Source organism: Oceanospirillum multiglobuliferum (genome assembly GCF_900167095.1).
Taxonomy (GTDB): domain Bacteria; phylum Pseudomonadota; class Gammaproteobacteria; order Pseudomonadales; family Halomonadaceae; genus Oceanospirillum; species Oceanospirillum multiglobuliferum.
The window spans coordinates 1-18,115 of sequence record NZ_FUXG01000010.1; the positions used below are offsets into that span (position 1 = coordinate 1).

Genomic DNA, 18,115 nt, shown 5'->3' on the forward strand with positions numbered 1-18,115 from the left:
GACCTACTGGAAATGGACGGTGAATCAGATCATGTTCACCTGCTGATAGCTTATCCGCCGAAGCTGGCGATCAGCGTCATGGTGAACAACCTGAAATCGGTTTCATCACGCCGGATACGCATACTCAATACCCATATCCCCCGGCAAAGCAAAAGTGCAGCGCTCTGGTCACGTTCTTACTTTGCCTGCAGTGCAGGCGGGGCAACGATCAAAACACTGAAAGAGTATGTGCAAAGTCAGGCGACACCTGATTAGAACCGCTGCGCGGTTCCCGCTTGTATCCCCGCCCGATTGGGCGAGGGTTTACGCGGAGTTTTGCTAATTAGCTTGCTGGTTTCTATTGTTGTCTACTTACTGCTGAATAGCCGATTCTCTGCAATACGCATGGCGTCACAATTGCTTGAGCAGTTTGCCGAGAGTGAAACTCGTTATAAGTCTCTTTTTGAATTATCCCCTGAAGCTGTCATTATTCATCGCCAAGGTCAGGTACTGTTGGTGAATAAAGCGGCACAGCATTTACTAGGTGCTGAGTCTCCCGGATTATTGATTGCCCGCAATGTGTTAGATTTTGTACATCCAGACTCTAAAGCGGAAGTATTGGCGAGGATGAAAGAATCATCAGATAAACCTCTGCCATTCACTGAGGAAAAGCTGGTTAGGCTTGATGGCACTGACTTTTTAGCAGAAGTGACTAGTGCTGCAATCCACTTTGAAGGTAAGCCTGCAACTCAAGTGCTGTTTCGTGATATTTCATCCGAGCAAGCGGCTCGCTATGAAGCACAAATATCACGAGCCGTATTTAAACATACTCATGAACCTATGATGGTGACGGATGCTAAAGGCCAGATCATTCTTGTGAACGCAGCCTTTACACAAGTGACGGGCTATGAGTCATTAGATGTTCAACATGAAAATGCCTCTATTTTATCCTCTGGCTATCATGATGAATCTTTCTATTTAGCAATGTGGGACGAGCTGAAAGCCGAAGGGCAATGGGAGGGCGAGATCACCAATCGCCGAAAAAATGGCGAGATCTATATTCAACGTGCTCATATGTCCGCCATTAAAGGGTTTCAGAATCAAGTTACGCATTATATTTGTGTGATGAGTGATATTACTGAGCAAAAGCGTGAGCTAGAGTCTATTCGTTTCCAAGCCCTACATGATCCGTTAACGCATCTACCTAATCGTATTTTGTTTATCTCAGAAGTAAAGAAAGCGATATCCAGCGCTAAAAATAATAAGCAACAATGTGCAGTGTTGTTCATTGATTTGGATGGTTTTAAGCCAGTTAATGACAACTATGGTCATTTAGTAGGTGATAAACTACTAAAAGCACTGGCTAAAAAACTATCGGGAGCTGTTAAGCATGATGATATGGTCTCTCGAGTGGGGGGCGATGAGTTTCTGGTACTACTACGAAATATTGATGATGAGCATGGTGCGATGACGGTAGCAGAGCGTTTGATTGCCTTGGTAAAAGAACCATTACTCATTGATGGTATCAGCCTGCATCTGGGAGCCAGTATTGGGGGCGCAATTTATCCTGATCATGCGCTAAATGAATTAGAGCTGATAGACTTAGCTGATCAAGCGATGTATCAGGTAAAGCGCACAGATAAAGGACGTGCTCATCTTTGTACTCCAGTGAATCGTGCTAATACGATTATCACTGAATAATTAAACCGAATGATAAGGGGGGTACATATCTGATGTAGCCCCTATCTTGTTTGAATACCCTGCTTTCATGACCTAGCATCATAAAATGTTTTTGTGCATCGAATCGGTGTGCCTGTCTGTATAATTTCCTCTTCGCTCTCAATGTCGTATAATACCTGACATAAATACTTGGTTTAAATGTTAAAGCAAAATAGAGACAGTATTCGATGGCGATGATTAAAATTTTGGTAGGCACAGTATATGGTAGTGCGCGTGAGGTCGCGGATGCACTGGAACCTATTTTTGCAGCTAAAGGGCATCAGGTGGAGATCTCAGAAGACCCTGAGGTTTCTGATTTGAGTGATAGCCGTTACCAAGCGGTACTAATTAGTTGTTCGACTTCTGGGTCAGGAGATTTCCCTCCTAACTTTATTCCGTTTTACCGTCAGTTGGATCAGCAGCGCCCCACTTTAAGCCACTTAAGATATGGTTTGATTGCTTTAGGTGATAGTGCTTACGATCAAACCTTCTGTGAGGCAGGTTCTAAAATTGAAAGACTGTTTGGTCAGCTGGGCGCTAATCGTGTGGGTCAACGCTTAGATATTGATGCCTCTGAGCACTTCCAAGCCAGCGAGGCTGCTTTACCTTGGGCTGAGCGTTGGCTGAACCACTTTGAAGCGGAACGTTCCGTTTAGGCTGTTACAGAACCACCGTTTTAGCGGTGGTTTTGGTCTTTAAGCTTATCACTCATAACTAAAACCAAACAAAGCGGCTTAATAACCACCAGCCGATTAGACTGAGTGTGGCGACTACAATCAAAAAACGCCTGCTAGGCAAATGAGACTCTGGTGCATCCTGTTTGCTCTGCTTTACCCCTGTGATCATCGCTTGGATTAAACGCTCACGCTTTACTGCATCGTGGAATAGCACGGCTGCAAGGTGCAGTATAATTAAAGCGACTAAAAAATCAGGCACTAGCAAGTGTATTTCACCTAATAAAGATGCCCACTCCTCTGAAAGATAAGGGATAAGCGGACCATCAATAGAGATATCATCAGTAGTGCCTAAGCCGCTGATAGCCTGTAGTAACAGGGTAAAAAGCAGGAGAATGACCATCCAGCCCCCAAGAGGGTTGTGGCCGACATAGTGAGAATCACTCCGTATTGAAAACAGGTCTGGTATTGCCTTTAGGGTTTGTATAGGTGAGCGAATAAAGTGCACAAAGCGGGCATGATGACTGCCAATAAATCCCCATATCAGACGATAGCTTATCAGCGCTAACACGCCGTACCCTGCTTGAACATGCTCATCCATCATTTCGCCTTCAGTGCCACTCCACCATAAAAAGCCGATTAAACCTGCTAACAGCCAGTGAAAAATTCGAATACTGAAATCCCAAACTTTGACAGTTTTTACGGTGTCCATCATCTAATCTCCTATTGTTGGCTGGAAGCTTGCTGCAAACTAGATAGCACAGCTTCTTGTGTCAGTAGTTCTGGCAGAATAATGCCTTCAGGTGCTCTAGGGCCGTATACCACGTTAAATGGAATGCCAAAGCGTTGATGCTGACTTAAAAAATCACTGATACGTTGATCAGGACGCGTCCAATCCCCTTGCATCGCAACAACACTTTGTTGAGTCAAAGCCTGTTGAACCGCTGCGGTATTGATCACCGCCACTTTATTGGCCACACAGGTCACACACCAACGGGCAGTGATATCCACAAAGACCACTTTACCTTCAGCTACTAAGCTAGAAATTTTTTCAGGTTCAAAGGCTTGCCACTTGATTTGGTCGTTAACCTCTCCACCTGTTGGCACTCGCAGTTCGGCGCTAGGTATAGTGAATACCAGCAGCCAAGCAGCAACAGGTACTAGCCAAAGTAACTTGGATTTAGTGATACCTAACCACCAAAGGCTAATTAAGGCACTCAGCAGTAGCACGCCCCAAAACGCAATTAAGTCAGATAGCACCCAAAGTAGCCAAATCGCAGTGGCAATTAACCCTAAGGCGAGTATTTTTTTCAGGGTTAGCATCCAATGTCCCGGCTTAGGTAAATAATGTACCCAATGAGGCTGCAAACTCAGTAGCAGGTAAGGCAGCGCTAAACCTATGCCTAAGACGGTAAAAATAGACAGCATTACCGCTGTTGGCTGGGTAAAAGCAAAGCCAATGGCAGTACCTAAAAAAGGTGCAGAACAAGGTGTGGCTAATAATGTAGCTAATGCACCTTGTACAAAAGAGCTGGTCATACTTGAGGGGTTAGCTGACTGGCCTTGCCCTGCTAGCGGATTGCTGATGGCACTGGGCAGTACAAATTCAAAGCGCCCCCATAAGTTAGCCGCAAACAGCAGCACCACAATGGCAAGGGCGGAGATGAACAACGGTTGTTGGAATTGAATCCCCCAACCAATCGCCTGCCCACTATTTTTCAGGCTGATTAGCACCAAAGCCAACACTATAAATGAACTGATAATCCCTGCTGCAGTGGATAAGAAGCTTAGACGCATCTGTCTTGCTGATAGCTTTTGATGTTTGATCAAGTGCAGTACTTTTATAGAAAGCACCGGCAGAACGCAGGGCATTAGGTTAAGAATAAAGCCTCCCACCAAGGCTAGAAGCAACATCCACCAAAGATTTTGTGACGCTATTACCGTATTCGTTTGAATGCTAGGGAGCGCTGCGGTAGTCAGTTCAAGCGGTGCTTCTAATTGGTAATCACCTTGACTGGTACGTAAAGTCACAGATACAAGATTGTTGTCATTAGGCTGATACCGACGGGTTAGCGGCAGTTGAGCTCGCCATACTGTATCAGCTTCAGCAGAGATCAGGCTTGTGATCACAGGGGCGTCTAATTCTGGTTCTGGCTGTAACTCAGGAAAAACGTCCAGTAAGCGCATTGACGAAGGTAAGCGCTGTTCAATCTGCAATAGCTTTTGTTCAAGATTGAGCTGGATACGGGGGGGCGTTAGGCCAATGTGCGCGCCAGATAAGGGGATTTTGGCGCGGTATTGCTCAATGGCAAATGCCGCTTCAGCATCAGCTGAAAACTGCTGTGGATTCAATGTCACTTGCAATGGAAAGCTTGCAGGCACGCAGAGCTCTCGGCAGATCAACAAACGCGCATCCAACTGCACATTCAACACCTTATCTGCATTAGCTTGAGCCGTTATGATCAGAGGGAAAATCACATGTTTTTGATAGCCATATAGCTGCAATCCCTGAAAATCTAATCGACTGGGTGCAGGGTATAACAATTCTGTCTGTTGGATCGCGCCCTCTACAGGCCAGATCAATTTGGGGGGCATCCCGGCAGCTCCGGGTGTGCGCCAATACGTTTTCCAGCCATCAGGCAGCTTAACTTCTAAACCAGCTTGTATTCGAAAGAGACCTGTTTGTTCTGATGTTTGTTCTGATAGTGCTTGTACCGCTGCAACCCTCAAACGTGCCTCCCCTTGAGCGGTGCTATGCCATGCGCTATCTAACGCGAAGCTGGGTAAGCTGAAAAAGCAGATGAGTAGAAGTGATAATAAGCGCAAAGCGTTACTGAGACTAAAATGAGGGAGTTGACGCAAAATTCACTCCTAAAACAGACCAATGTAAAAAAGGGGCAAGCATAACAAACCCTGATAAACCTAGACAGGTGTTATCTATTTCAGTTCCAAGAGGCTTAATAGTCTCAATATCGTATTTTAGCATTGGGTCTATTTGTTTAAGTATCTAGGATTAATTTGGATTTGAGTTCGCTTTAAGGTGTTATAGCGGTCTTAATTTCCAACCTGTTGTTTTTAAAAGTTTTTTGTTTTTTAGACGGATGTAGTTTGCTATCTTTTTTGGGTTTAGAGGGTGTATAAATTGTAAAGAACACCCTCTTTTAAAGCCCAAAAAAGACTCACAGCAATGGAATGGTGACATGATAAAACTTTTCAAACAGCTTTCTTTAGCAACGCAATTAACCCTTGTTGTTGCGGTATTGATGATTGCCAGTAGCTTGGTCATCACCTTTCAACTAACCCATGAAACGCAGCAGGATCTTGAGCGAGAAGCGGAGCATAAACTACAGCAACAAAGTCATGATATTTCATCGCTACTGAGCTTTTATTATCAAGACAGTTTCAATAATGCTAAACGCCTTTCTGACATTTTCTTCAATCTTTTCCCTCAAGGCTTAGTCCAGACTGATCAATCCGTCATTGTAGGGCAATACAAAACCTTGGCGTTGCAAGATGAGGTTGGGGTGGTGAATGGTAACTTTGCTAAACCTGACCAGTTCACCAAAATGACAGGGGGGACGGCTACCATTTTTGCTCGTCACGGAGATGACTTCTTGCGTGTGAGTACCTCTTTACGAAAAGTTGATGGCAGTAGAGCCTTTGGCACTTTGCTTGGTCAGAAGCATCCAGGATATGAAAAGTTGATGCGTGGTGAAAGTTATCATGGTGTTGCGCATTTGTTTGGCCGTGACTATATGACCGTGTACCGACCTGTGCAGAAAGACAATCGAACCATTGCCGTGCTCTATATTGGCTTTGACCTAACCGAAGGATTGGCTGAATTACGTAAAACTCTAGTCAATATTAAGGTTGGCCAAACGGGTTATGCCACTATTGTGGCCGGTGTAGGGCATAAACAAGCAGGTACTATATTGATGCACCCAACAGTGGAGGGCGCCAATTTAGCAGAGGTTACCAGTGCTGACGGCCTTAAACCTTTTGGTCGTATGTTGCAGGAAAAACGAGGCATCATGCGATATCAGTGGCTAGATAGCCAGCAAGAAATGCGGGAAAAAGTTGCCATATTCGAACATATTGAAGGTTGGAATTGGGTGATTTTGTTGAGTAGTTATTCTGAAGAGTTTGCGGTAACCAGCAACAATCTTCAGCGCTCGATGATTATTGCGATGGCTTTCAGTACGTTGATGATTATTGTAGTCATCGCTTTTATGTTGCGCCGCCGATTACTACCTCTCCAGAAAATTACAGAAGACTTAGTGGCCATTGGTGCGGGCCGTTTAGATCTGGTACTGCCCAAGGTTAAAGCTGACCATAACTGTCGAAATGAAGTGATATTACTGCAACAAGGCGCAGGTGCCATGCAAGAAGGTTTAAAGAGCCTTGTGCAGTCACTAGGGCAAGCTGTTGTGGCTCTAAAAGAAAATGCCCAGCAGGTCAACCAAGCCAGCCATGACACTGATCAAGCAGTTGCACGGCAAAGCCTAGAAACGGATCAAGTTGCCAGTGCGATGGAAGAGCTTACTGCGACTACGGCAGATGTAGCTGACAACGCCAGACAAGCGGCTCAATTGACAGGCTCTGGTAGAGAGAAAGCAGACCAAGGCCAAGCAGTAGCCGAAGCAATTCATCGTAATATATCAGGCTTAGCCAAGGAAATGATGGCCGCCGCCCAGCTGATCTCTGATGTATCAGAAGAGAGTGACAATATCAGCCATTTTATGACGACCATTAGCGATGTAGCAGAGCAAACTAATCTGTTAGCCCTAAATGCTGCAATTGAAGCGGCACGTGCGGGTGAGTCTGGCCGCGGTTTTGCCGTGGTTGCAGACGAGGTGCGCACACTGGCAGGGCGTACTCAGCATGTTACAGGGGAGATCCAACAGCTAGTGAATAGGCTGCAAGATAAAATTCATCAAGCTGTTAGTGCAATCCAATCAAGCAATAGCGCATCAAAGAAAAGTGCTGAAGAAGCATTGGCAACACGCAACCAGCTAGCCGACATTCGGGCTTATATGGTGCAAATTACCGATATGAGCACCAGTATTGCCAGCGCTGCAGAGCAGCAAGCAGCAGTCTCTGAAAGCGTCACCCAAAGTCTGCACAGTATTCGAGCCTTATCAAACGACAGTCATCATCATAGCGAATCAGGTATAGCAGCAAGTAAACGTCTGCATCAGGTCAGTATTGATATAGAGCAAAAGCTGTCGCGCTTCAAAGTATAAGTCATGACGGATAGAAAAATTAATACTCAATAGTACTTTATAAGGGCTTGCATCACGCAATGGATGTAAGCCTTTTGACGCCCGACTAAAGGGCGCAAGAAATTAGCGCATAAGCTCTCTATGATGCACAAAAAGCACCCTCTAATCACAATGGATAATCGACCACCGTCGCCCTTAATGGATTGCCTACTGATCGCCACTGCAGAGAGCCTTGTATGTTTTGGAACAAGAATAAAAAAAGCCACCCCCTTTCTGAAGCGCAGACCGTACCCGTTAAAGTCATCAGCTTAAAGCAAAGCCAAATCTCAGAGTCCTACCTCAAACCGCTGGATATCGCGGATCAAGGTGCTGCGCTTGTAGTGGCATTTATCTCCCCTTATTTACCTTTTGAGCAAACTGCACAGCAGCTTAAAAATGCGATGCCTTTTGCCCAGCATCTGATTGCTGTAATGACCGCGGGGGAGGTGAGCTCTTGTGGGCAGCAGTTCTACCACGAAGCAGATAACCAGTGGGATAATATCGTTCTGCAAAGTTATAGCCGCGATCTGTTTAGCGCGGTTGAAATTCGTACTGTGCCCTTGCATTGCGAGGATATTAAACAAGGACAAACTCGCTTAACTGAGCAAGCACGAATTGAGCGTATTGAATCCGAAATTAAAAAGCTGAATCTGCCCTTTGCAGTGAACTCACAAGACACCTTGGCGTTGACTTTTTTTGATGGCCTATCTGCCAGTGAAAACTTCTTTATGCAGGCGCTTTACAATAGTGATCGCCTGCCATGTTACTTTGTGGGTGGCTCTGCGGGTGGCAAGCTGGATTTTCAGCAAGCTGCGGTCTTTGATGGCCAAAAAATTGCCAACAACCAAGCGGTACTGATTTTCTGTAAACTGAAACCCGAAGTGCGTTACGGCATTTTTAAAAGCCACAATTTCCAAAAAACAGGCACTGCTTTTGCGGTGGTTGAGGCTGATGCCCACAGCCGTAACGTACACTCCGTAATGCAAAAAAATGCCAATCGCGCCATCAGCTTAATGGATGCGCTTTGTCAGCACTTTTCCTGCTCTAAAGCCCAGTTAGGCGCCAAACTGCAAGGTTACTCATTTGGGGTTGAGATTGGTGGCGAGCTATTTGTACGCTCTATTGCGGGGATGGATGAATCCAGCGGAGCGATTTCATTTTTCTGCGATCTGCATTTTGGCGACCAACTGCACCTACTCAAAGCCAACCCTTTTGCCTCGCAAACGGAACAAGAGTACCAGCAGTTTGCTCGTAATAAGCCAACCCCCATCGCCATGTTGGCCAATGACTGTATCCTGCGACGCTTGAACAATGCCAATGAACTGAATCGCGTCACCCCATTTCAGAAGATTCCAAGCGCGGGCTTCTCCACCTTTGGTGAGCTGCTTGGCGTGCACATGAATCAAACGCTCACTGCCATTTTCTTCTACCGAGTGAAAGACGGTGAGCGCTTTCAAGATGATTACGCTGACAATTTCCCTCAAAACTACAGTCATTTTCGAATGTACTTTATGGCATCACGCCTGAATAGTTTGCAGCAGATTAACAGACTGCAAGCCACCTTGATTGACCGTATGTCTGAATACAAACCCTTAGTGCGCTCGATTATGAATGGCTTTGATTCATTGCAAAATTACACCGAATCAAGCCGCGGTGTACTCAGCGATGTACAACAGCGTTTTAGCCACTTCAATAAACTGGTGGATGAGCAGGAGCAAGACCGACTACAACTACGTAGCGATGTGGATATACTGCAACAAAATGCAGAAGAAGTGATGTCAGTTTTGAATGTGATCGCAGGTATTGCAGACCAAACTAGCTTGCTGGCGCTGAATGCTGCTATTGAAGCTGCGCGTGCAGGTGATGCAGGCCGAGGCTTTGCCGTAGTAGCAGATGAAGTACGTAACCTTTCACAAAACACTCAGCGTAGCGTGGATGAAACGGGCAAAACCATCAACAGCGTATCTAGCTCTATTATCAGTATTAAGGGCACCATTGACCGTACCAGTGATTTTATCGAGGAAATTGCCACCAATTCCTCATCACTGAGCGAAGAGATGGATTCAATGGTAACTTCAGCTATGAAGACAGGATCAGAAGTTAGCGCCAATATTGAAAGTATGAACGAACTGTCGATTCGACTGGATCAAATTGATGAAGAGGTTGAGGAGATCAACCGCTTAAAAGCCCTGAGCGATTACTAAGCTCAGGGTTCTGTAGAACTTTAAGGGGAGTGGACACTCATACTATAAACGCGAGCAGCGTTCACAGAGAGCTGTAGTAATTGCAGTGCCATACTAAGCTTGATCTCTCAATTAGAGGCTAGCGTAGTAATATTTCAGTGCCCTCAAGGTAAAACGTTGTTTTGCCAAAATCCTCTTTAAGGATACGACTTACATCAGAAATAATAATATTACATCCTGAGTGTGCTTTTTTAATACCGCGCACTCGGCCTTTTTTTCTTGTTTGTACTTCTTGTTCAAGCTCACTTCGACGCAGCTCTAAAGCTGCAATTACATTACTGATAGTGTCTCTGGCCTTCAGTATTTGCTCTTTCTTTTCAGGGCTAATCTTGCGCTTTTCTTCTTTGATACGGTGAATCAAATCTCGTAGCTGCTTCATTTGAGCCGCGCCTTCCTTGAGCTTGTTTTGCACCTGTATCACCTCTTCCCGAATAGCATCTAGAGGCCCTACCTCTAAGATAGTGGGTACAGAAGCTAAAGTGCCAAGCTGTCCTGCTTCGATAAGTGTACCTGCGATAACATGTCCACCAACAAGCTGGCCTGCTCCCGCAAGTTTAACCTGATGCGCAGCCCATAATCGGCTATGCATAATCAGCTTCTGAGCGCTAATGGAGCCATTAGATTCAACCCATGCATCTTGAATAAAACGTGCCTTAACATTGCCTTTAGCGCGTACCACGGCATTTTCTTTAGTGGGAGCATCGGCTTTTAAACTTGGAGATTTTTGCCCGATGATACCGCCCACAATTTCAACATTGCCACCTGAAATCACTGTGGCATTGTCAACTAAGCCACCTACCTTAATATCACCAGTTGCTTCTAGCAGCATGCCTGGATTTACCCCTTTTTTGACAAGTACGCTACCATCAAAACGGATATTGCCTGTCCCCATGTTGATTTCATCTAGCTTTAGTACTTGCTCAACATGTACACCTTGCTCGGTAAAAACAGGCATACCTTTAACGGTCGAGATATAAACTCGACGATCTTCATAACTAGGTTTGACGCTACTATCGAGCTTTAATTTTTTCTCTTTGCCTTGATAGGCTTTAATAGGCTTACCTGAAAGAGAAAAGCCATCTTCCCCTGCGACAGGTTCTGTTAGACGAAATAGGGGGGTTTCAACTTCAACAACAGGAAAGTCACCCAACTCTCGAAAGTCGACTTGATCAATTTGATCATTAATAACCTTCGGACGGCGTTCAGATATTTGCTCGGTTAGCGGCACTAGCTCAGAATCTTGACCATTCTTCGGTTTTTGACCAAATGCAATTAAATAGCATTGCTCCTCTCTAACTTGCGCCAAAGCCTCGTCTGACATGATTTTTTCAATCAACTCATGATCTAAACCACGATAGATACGTGCTTTTTGTAAAGCACTATCAAACAACTGGCGTGAGAGAGGTAAACCTTTTCCTGATGGTGGTAATATGCGTACGCCTGCCAAAGTTTTATCTTGAGCAAAATAAATAGACACATCGCCATCTGTAGGACCACCAATTTCAATCTCAAAACTGCGGCGTTGACGAATACCTATAACCAGATCTTTTAGTCGATCTGGATATATTGGATAGTCTTCTTCGGAATAGCCTTGCTCAGCAATCATCGCAAGAATTTGCTCTTCACTTAGCGCTGCGCTGTTTGGGACAGGCTGAAAATGAGCTGCTAAACGAGTGCCCGCAGGGTTAATAAACAACTCCAACCCCGTTGATTCTGTCACTTCAACATCTGTATCTGCATTGTTTTTTTCAGGTGCATCGGTATCAATAGTCATATATTCAGTGAGTCTGCTGCGCTGTAGATAAAGGGTTTGCCTATAGTATCTTCTCTCTTAGCGATTAAAAGTACGAAGATGATATTATTCTTAGGCCATATTGATTACGTTTGTTTGACTTCACCATAAACTAACCTTTTTGACCATTGTTTACTGATCGAAGATACTATTTTTTACTCATTTATTCATCTTGTTAACGTATTGCTATGCCACTGAAAAAGGATTCATTTAAATACATCTTTTTTTGGCACAATATTTTCAACGACTTGAGCCATAGACATTAGTACCGGATGCCATAACTGGGCTGTAATACCACCATTTTTTCGTTGATCTGACATAGGCAACTGGTTTGATTCAGGTTATCATCCTGCGGGATTAAGTTTCGTATATTGGAACAAATTAACCTTAAGCCGATTACGAAGAATATAACTCAAGGATTTTTAATGTCTGATTCATCTAAGGTTCGCGAAAAGCGCTTCAAAAACTTACTTGGCATTGTGCTCCTGTCTGAGCTAATGACGGGCAAGCGCAATTTGCTTAACCTCATGCTGGATAAAGGCACAACGATAGATCAAGATCGTAAAGAACTAGAGCTACCACCTTTGCCAGGCAACAGCTGGCAAGGTCTAGATATCAAAACTCAGCTGAGAAAAGCCCGTTTAGAATCTGCTATTTTGGCGCTATCTGGTGATAGAAAAATCGACCCTACAAAGAAACTGGTCTATCGAGACAACGTTTATCAACCAGAAAAACAACCTGTATCTCAGAAAACTCGTTAAATATTCGCCACAAACTATACCTTCGAATATAAGACTATCGCATAATTAGAGCTTTACGCCTAAACCTGAACTCGGGCTTAGGCATTTGCGACAGTCTCTACTGATTCGAGGTCTTCATGACAATCCACGTAATTAACCACCCTCTGGTTAAACATAAACTAGGTCTAATGCGCCAACAGGGCATCAGTACTAAGAGCTTTCGTGAGCTAGCGGCAGAAGTCGGCACATTACTCACTTATGAAGCTACCAAAAGCCTTGAAGTTGAAACCGTTATGATTACAGGCTGGGATGGCTCTGAAATTCCAGTTGAGCATATCAAAGGCAAAAAAATCACTGTTGTACCCATTCTGCGCGCAGGCTTAGGCATGATGGACGGCGTGATGAATTTGATTCCTAGCGCTAAAGTCAGTGTTGTTGGCTTGCAACGTAATGAGGAAACCTTAGAGCCTGTGCCTTATTTTGAAAAACTGGTAGGCAAAATTGATGAGCGTATCAGCCTAATCATAGACCCAATGCTTGCAACAGGCGGCTCTATGATCGCTACCATTGATATGCTGAAAAAAGCAGGTTGCCAAGACATTAAAGTGATTGTATTGGTTGCGGCTCCAGAAGGGGTTCAAAAAACCTTGGAGGCCCATCCTGATATTGAGATTTTTACAGCCTCACTTGACCAGTGTTTAAATGACAAGGGCTATATTATTCCCGGTCTAGGCGATGCCGGTGACAAAATTTTTGGCACCCTGTAGCCCAAAGGAATAGTTTATGAGTCATGATCAACTGTCTGCCCAGCGTGCAGACGCATTTTCAGTTAAAACAGTACTCACAGGCGCGCAAATGTTATTTGTCGCGTTTGGCGCCCTGGTATTGGTGCCTTTACTCACAGGTTTAGATGCCAACGTGGCACTCTTTACGGCAGGTGCTGGTACATTGCTGTTTCAGCTTGTTACTCGTGGTCAAGTACCTGTTTTTTTAGCCTCTTCATTTGCTTTTATTGCACCGATTATCGCCAGCGTTCAGTCTTGGGGGATACCCGCTACAATGGGAGGGCTATTTGCTGCTGGCTTGGCCTATGTGTTGCTCAGCGCTTTAGTTAAAGCCAAAGGCGCGGATATCCTGCATCGAATTCTACCACCTGTAGTTGTTGGCCCCGTAATTATGGTGATTGGCTTGGCGCTAGCGCCTGTTGCGGTCAATATGGCGATGGGTAAAACAGGGGATGGCTCTGGGGTGTTAGTGGCGTATGACAAAGCCATTATCGTCTCAATGTTTGCCTTATTAGTCACCTTACTTATGGCAGTGTTTTCTAAAGGGATCTTCCGTTTAATCCCAATTTTATCCGGTGTTGTTGCGGGTTACGGTCTTGCGTTCGTCATGGGGCTTGTTGATTTAAGCCCTGTCACTCAAGCTGCTTGGATTTCGATGCCTGCATTTACCGCACCGGAGTTTCATTGGCAGGCTATACTCTTCATGATTCCGGTTGCTATTGCACCTGCAATTGAACACTTAGGCGATATGGTCGCTATTAGCCAAGTAACAGGCAAAAATTATCTGAAAAAACCAGGTCTACACAGAACATTACTGGGTGATGGTTTAGCAACCTCTACCGCTGCGCTATTTGGCGGACCTCCAAACACAACCTATTCAGAAGTGACGGGGGCAGTTATGCTGACAAGGAACTTTAATCCAGTAATCATGACTTGGGCGGCGATCTTTGCCATCTTACTTGCCTTTATTGGCAAAATGGGTGCTGTATTACAAACCATTCCAGTACCTGTCATGGGCGGCATTATGACGCTTCTGTTTGGCTCTATTGCAGTGGTCGGTATGAATACTCTGGTTAAATCGGGTCAAGATTTAACAGCACCTAGAAATCTAAGTATTATCGCATTGATTCTGGTATTCGGTATTGGAGGGATGTATATCGGCGGCGGTGAATTTAGCTTACAGGGAGTTAGCCTTTGCGCTATTGTTGGCGTTTTACTGAATCTGATTTTGCCTAAACAGGCTGAATAGAGAGCTTAAGATCAACCCTGCTTCAGAAGTGCTGCCATAGTCAGCCTTCTGAACAAGCTGTGACTTTTAATGATTTATGATGGTGCCTTTCAACACCTCAATGCTCGCTTTGTCACTGAATAGCCAAAAAAACTGTAAACAAAGCACTAAATTATCAGAATATTCTACTTAGTAATACACTATGATGTGATGTGAGTTGAAGTTAACAGCAGAACCAAGCCAATAATAACTACACCATAAAACTAGGGTTTTCCCTAGTTGCTTTGCTAAAAGACTTAGCCTGTAATGATGGGTAGGGGCTTTAACTGGAGGTGATCAGTGCAGCTTGAACAATCGGACGCAATGCTTCACGAAGACTACTGTCTTGCTCGGCAACCCATCTGCGATGTTGAGCTAAACTTAGCCGCTTATGAGTTACTTTATCGTAATAGCGCCAATTCAACGGCAGCAACCGTTAGCAGCCCTCATGAGGCTACCGCTCGGGTTTTCACTTTGGCATTTATGGATATTGGCATTGATAAACTAGCAGGTAAGCACCCTGTCTTTATCAATATGACAGATGAGTGGTTACTCAAGAGTGATATGTTACCAGAGCCAGCGGAACGTATTGTTTTAGAGGTTTTAGAGGATATTCGCCCTAGCCCAGAGATTATCAGCGCGCTTAAGTCTTTAAAGTCCAGAGGCTATAAAATCGCTTTAGATGATTTTATCCTGACACAAGACACAAAAGCCTTTCTACCCTACGCAGATATTATCAAGTTAGATGTGATGGCATGCTCAAAAGAGGTGCTGGCAAAACGGGTACAGATCTTAAGCCGTTTTCCTATCACTTTATTGGCAGAAAAAGTTGAGACATGGGAAGAGTATAAACAATGCCGAGAAATGGGCTTTACCCTATTTCAAGGCTACTTTTTGTCTAAACCTGAAACCATGAACAACCATTCAAAATCAGATAGCGGTATCGTTCTGACACAGCTATTGGCTATGTTACATATGGCAGAGCCTAATGTGGGCGAATTAGAACAACAAATCTCCCGTGACCCACAGCTATATTATCGAATCTTACGCTATATCAACTCAGCACAATATTCCCTACCGAGAAAAATCGAAAGCTTAAGACAAGCTATCGTACTACTTGGTTTTGACAACCTCCGCTCTTTAGTCAGCATGATGGTACTCGCTGGCTCTAATCGTAGAGGCAGTACCTTAATGCCAATTGCACTGCTACGTGCAAAAATGTGTGAGTGTTTAGCTCGGAAATATAAGCTGTCGCCTGCTGAAAATTTCTTTACAGTTGGGTTGCTATCAATGTTAGATGCATTTTTTAACCGCCCACTCCCTGACATCCTAGCAGATCTTCCTTTGCACCCCAGTGTTGAGTCTGCACTGCTTAGCTTTGAAGGTATGATGGGTGATGTCCTAAAAGTGGTTGAAGCTTATGAAAAAGCGGATTGGGAATCTGTCGAAAAAAGCACTTTTGATAAAGCAATTCTTGCTGATTGTTATGTTGATGCAATGTCTTGGGCTGACGGTGTAATGGGTATTGCTGCTGGATGATTGATAAAGCCTGCTCTAGAATGCTGTTTTTAAATACAGTATTTTGGGGTATTCATGAGAAAGATCATTCATGCCGATTGTGATTGCTTTTTTGCCGCAGTCGAAATGCGTGATAATCCTGCATTACGCGATAAACCTATTGCGGTAGGCGGTGCCGCCGACAAGCGCGGCGTGATAGCCACCTGTAACTATACTGCCAGAAACTTTGGTATTCACTCTGCTATGCCAACCGCTCAGGCTTTAAAATTATGCCCTGAGCTGGTTGTTTGCCCACCAAGAATGTCTGCTTACAAAGAAACAGCCGAGCATATTCGCAGTATATTCTTACAGCTTACCGATCAAGTTGAGGTTGTTTCCATTGACGAAGCCTACCTAGATGTTTCAAATGTTGAACAGTTTAACGGTAGCGCAACACTTATGGCGCGATGGCTAAAGCAGCAGGTTCAAGGCCAAACAGGTGTGACGATCTCAGTAGGTATTTCAGTGAATAAGTTTTTAGCCAAAATAGCCTCTGATTGGCAAAAACCTAATGGCCTCTTTATTATCAAACCAGATGAAGTTTCCAACTTTATTTCCACCTTGCCTGTAGAGAAAATTCATGGTGTTGGCAAAGTAACGGCACAAAAACTACACCAAAAAGGGATACATAACTGCCAACAGCTTCAGCAAGTTTCAATGCATCAGTTAACCGAACAGTTTGGTAAGTTTGGCGTGGCACTTTATCAGCGTGCCCGCGGAGAGGATTTTCGAGAGATCAAAACAGAGCACATACGCAAGTCAATCAGTGTTGAGCGTACTTATGCTGAGAATATCGCGGGGATTGAACGCATCTCTCACGCACTATTACAACTTGCAGAGCCTTTAATGCAGCGTTTTCCCCAAGACCTTCAGCAACAGGTTAAAAGTATTTTTATTAAACTGAGATTTGCTGATTTTTCTACAACCACGGTAGAGATCACACCCTCAGCTCAGCAGCTTGCACAACTACAGCAGCAGTTAAAACACCAGCGCTTAAATGCAGCCGTTTTTTTGCCGTTGCTCACAGAAGGGCTGAGTAGAGGGAAAGGCGGTATTCGTTTATTGGGTATGGGCGTTAAATTATCAGAACCTTATGCCTTAACACCCGATGTCAAACAGTGGCAGCAGTTAGTTTTATTCTAGTATCAAGCATAGATTAGGTGATATTTCCCTTTAAATTGAATAGGATTATGGCTCTTTAAACTTATCGTTAATTTATAGTCATTTTGTTTCAGTCACTGGGAAGTGTTTGGTATGGAAAGCTTGGCCGTTCAGGATCTCTCTATTTTATTGGTAGAGCCCTCCACCACGCAGCGCAAAATCATCATCAACGAACTAAAAGAAGAAGGCATTTTAAACATAGAAGGTGTCGGCAGTGCACGGGAAGCATACGCCCGTCTCAAGCAAAATAAGCCTGATTTGCTAATCACTGCGATGTATTTGCCAGATACTACAGCGGCAGAACTAGTTGAGCTGCTACAGAGAAATGATGATTTGGCTGATATTCCCGTCATGGTCGTTTCAAGCGAGCAAAACTATGACAACCTTGAGGCTGTAAGGCAGTCAAAAGTACTGGCATTACTCCCTAAGCCATTTACGCGTCAAGATTTACATCGAGCACTGATTGCTACCATCGAATATATCAATCCTGATGAGTTAGACCTAGATCTTTACGATATTGATAACATCAGAGTACTTATTGTTGATGATAGTCGTATGGCGCGTAAGCACCTATCACGAGTGATGCAGCAAATTGGCATTACCAATATCACAGAAGCAGTTGATGGCTTAGATGCCCGCAATATTATAGAAGCTCATGCTTTTGACTTAATTTTAACAGATTACAACATGCCTAATATGGATGGTGAAGCACTGGTCAGTTACATTCGTAACGAAAGTGATCTGTCTCATGTACCTATATTAATGGTAACCTCTGAGGAGAATGATGCCCGCTTAAGCTCTGTTCGCCAAGCAGGTGTGTCAGCCCTATGCGACAAACCCTTTGAAATGACCCAAGTAAAAGGCTTGCTTGCATCGTTACTGGAAGGCTAACGGTCTACTTATACCTACCACTGGTCACGGGATTGAACTAGTGCAG

General features: G+C 44.3%; 14 protein-coding genes. 11 read left to right on the forward strand and 3 right to left on the reverse strand.

Features of this window, described 5'->3' with window-relative positions; genetic code table 11:
- The 3 genes from tnpA to B5D26_RS08215 form a co-directional block, all read left to right on the forward strand.
- Positions 1–255, forward strand: a 255-nt coding sequence (gene tnpA / locus B5D26_RS08205) for an IS200/IS605 family transposase (RefSeq protein ID WP_143833096.1), incomplete at its 5' end; no start/stop codon positions are given.
- A gap of 60 nt (positions 256–315) precedes the next feature.
- Positions 316–1,680 carry a diguanylate cyclase domain-containing protein gene (locus B5D26_RS08210; protein WP_078745255.1) on the forward strand — a complete coding sequence of 455 codons (1,365 nt, stop codon included), beginning with the start codon at positions 316–318 and terminating at the stop codon, positions 1,678–1,680.
- A 206-nt stretch (positions 1,681–1,886) separates the two neighbouring features.
- A complete protein-coding gene (locus tag B5D26_RS08215; RefSeq protein WP_078745256.1) occupies positions 1,887–2,354 on the forward strand; it encodes a flavodoxin in 468 nt (155 codons plus the stop codon).
- A gap of 58 nt (positions 2,355–2,412) precedes the next feature.
- Here B5D26_RS08215 and B5D26_RS08220 read toward each other — a convergent pair whose 3' ends face one another.
- Together B5D26_RS08220 and B5D26_RS08225 are read right to left on the reverse strand one after the other, a co-directional pair.
- A complete protein-coding gene (locus tag B5D26_RS08220; protein WP_078745257.1) occupies positions 2,413–3,087 on the reverse strand; it encodes a cytochrome b/b6 domain-containing protein in 675 nt (224 codons plus the stop codon).
- An 8-nt stretch (positions 3,088–3,095) separates the two neighbouring features.
- The gene (locus B5D26_RS08225) at positions 3,096–5,234 is read right to left on the reverse strand and encodes a protein-disulfide reductase DsbD family protein (protein ID WP_078745258.1); all 2,139 of its coding nucleotides are present in this window, start codon (positions 5,232–5,234) and stop codon (positions 3,096–3,098) included.
- Positions 5,235–5,572: 338 nt separating this feature from the next.
- Between B5D26_RS08225 and B5D26_RS08230 the strand changes: the two genes are divergently transcribed.
- On the forward strand, positions 5,573–7,615 hold the full coding sequence (locus tag B5D26_RS08230; protein ID WP_078745259.1) for a methyl-accepting chemotaxis protein: 2,043 nt from the start codon (positions 5,573–5,575) through the stop codon (positions 7,613–7,615).
- 215 nt (positions 7,616–7,830) lie between these two features.
- Complete coding sequence (locus tag B5D26_RS16610) at positions 7,831–9,837, forward strand: methyl-accepting chemotaxis protein (protein ID WP_078745260.1); 2,007 nt, start codon at positions 7,831–7,833, stop codon at positions 9,835–9,837.
- Between the two features lie 118 nt (positions 9,838–9,955).
- On the opposite strand, the gene B5D26_RS08240 is transcribed toward B5D26_RS16610, so the two are convergent.
- Positions 9,956–11,650, reverse strand: coding sequence for a DUF342 domain-containing protein (locus B5D26_RS08240; protein WP_078745261.1), 1,695 nt, complete (start codon positions 11,648–11,650; stop codon positions 9,956–9,958).
- 443 nt (positions 11,651–12,093) lie between these two features.
- Between B5D26_RS08240 and B5D26_RS08245 the strand changes: the two genes are divergently transcribed.
- From B5D26_RS08245 to B5D26_RS08270, 6 genes are all read left to right on the forward strand, one after another.
- Positions 12,094–12,429: a hypothetical protein gene (locus B5D26_RS08245; RefSeq protein ID WP_078745262.1), complete on the forward strand. Its 336-nt coding sequence runs from the start codon at positions 12,094–12,096 to the stop codon at positions 12,427–12,429.
- Between the two features lie 116 nt (positions 12,430–12,545).
- Entirely contained in the window at positions 12,546–13,175 is a 630-nt protein-coding gene (gene upp, locus B5D26_RS08250; protein WP_078745263.1) for a uracil phosphoribosyltransferase, read from the forward strand.
- 16 nt (positions 13,176–13,191) lie between these two features.
- Entirely contained in the window at positions 13,192–14,442 is a 1,251-nt protein-coding gene (locus B5D26_RS08255) for a uracil-xanthine permease family protein (protein ID WP_078745264.1), read from the forward strand.
- A 318-nt stretch (positions 14,443–14,760) separates the two neighbouring features.
- Positions 14,761–15,999, forward strand: coding sequence for an EAL and HDOD domain-containing protein (locus tag B5D26_RS08260; protein WP_078745265.1), 1,239 nt, complete (start codon positions 14,761–14,763; stop codon positions 15,997–15,999).
- Positions 16,000–16,053: 54 nt separating this feature from the next.
- Entirely contained in the window at positions 16,054–17,160 is a 1,107-nt protein-coding gene (gene dinB, locus B5D26_RS08265) for a DNA polymerase IV (protein ID WP_078745266.1), read from the forward strand.
- A 111-nt stretch (positions 17,161–17,271) separates the two neighbouring features.
- A complete protein-coding gene (locus tag B5D26_RS08270) occupies positions 17,272–18,069 on the forward strand; it encodes a response regulator (protein ID WP_078745267.1) in 798 nt (265 codons plus the stop codon).
- Positions 18,070–18,115: the final 46 nt, after the last annotated feature.

Coding starts and splice junctions, on each gene's coding strand:
- B5D26_RS08255 (WP_078745264.1), top strand. CDS start 13,192: ATGAGTCATGATCAACTGTCTGCCCAGCGTGCAGACGCATTTTCAGTT.
- B5D26_RS08230 (WP_078745259.1), top strand. CDS start 5,573: ATGATAAAACTTTTCAAACAGCTTTCTTTAGCAACGCAATTAACCCTT.
- B5D26_RS16610 (WP_078745260.1), top strand. CDS start 7,831: ATGTTTTGGAACAAGAATAAAAAAAGCCACCCCCTTTCTGAAGCGCAG.
- upp (WP_078745263.1), top strand. CDS start 12,546: ATGACAATCCACGTAATTAACCACCCTCTGGTTAAACATAAACTAGGT.
- B5D26_RS08240 (WP_078745261.1), bottom strand. CDS start 11,650: ATGACTATTGATACCGATGCACCTGAAAAAAACAATGCAGATACAGAT.
- B5D26_RS08245 (WP_078745262.1), top strand. CDS start 12,094: ATGTCTGATTCATCTAAGGTTCGCGAAAAGCGCTTCAAAAACTTACTT.
- dinB (WP_078745266.1), top strand. CDS start 16,054: ATGAGAAAGATCATTCATGCCGATTGTGATTGCTTTTTTGCCGCAGTC.
- B5D26_RS08220 (WP_078745257.1), bottom strand. CDS start 3,087: ATGATGGACACCGTAAAAACTGTCAAAGTTTGGGATTTCAGTATTCGA.
- B5D26_RS08215 (WP_078745256.1), top strand. CDS start 1,887: ATGGCGATGATTAAAATTTTGGTAGGCACAGTATATGGTAGTGCGCGT.
- B5D26_RS08270 (WP_078745267.1), top strand. CDS start 17,272: ATGGAAAGCTTGGCCGTTCAGGATCTCTCTATTTTATTGGTAGAGCCC.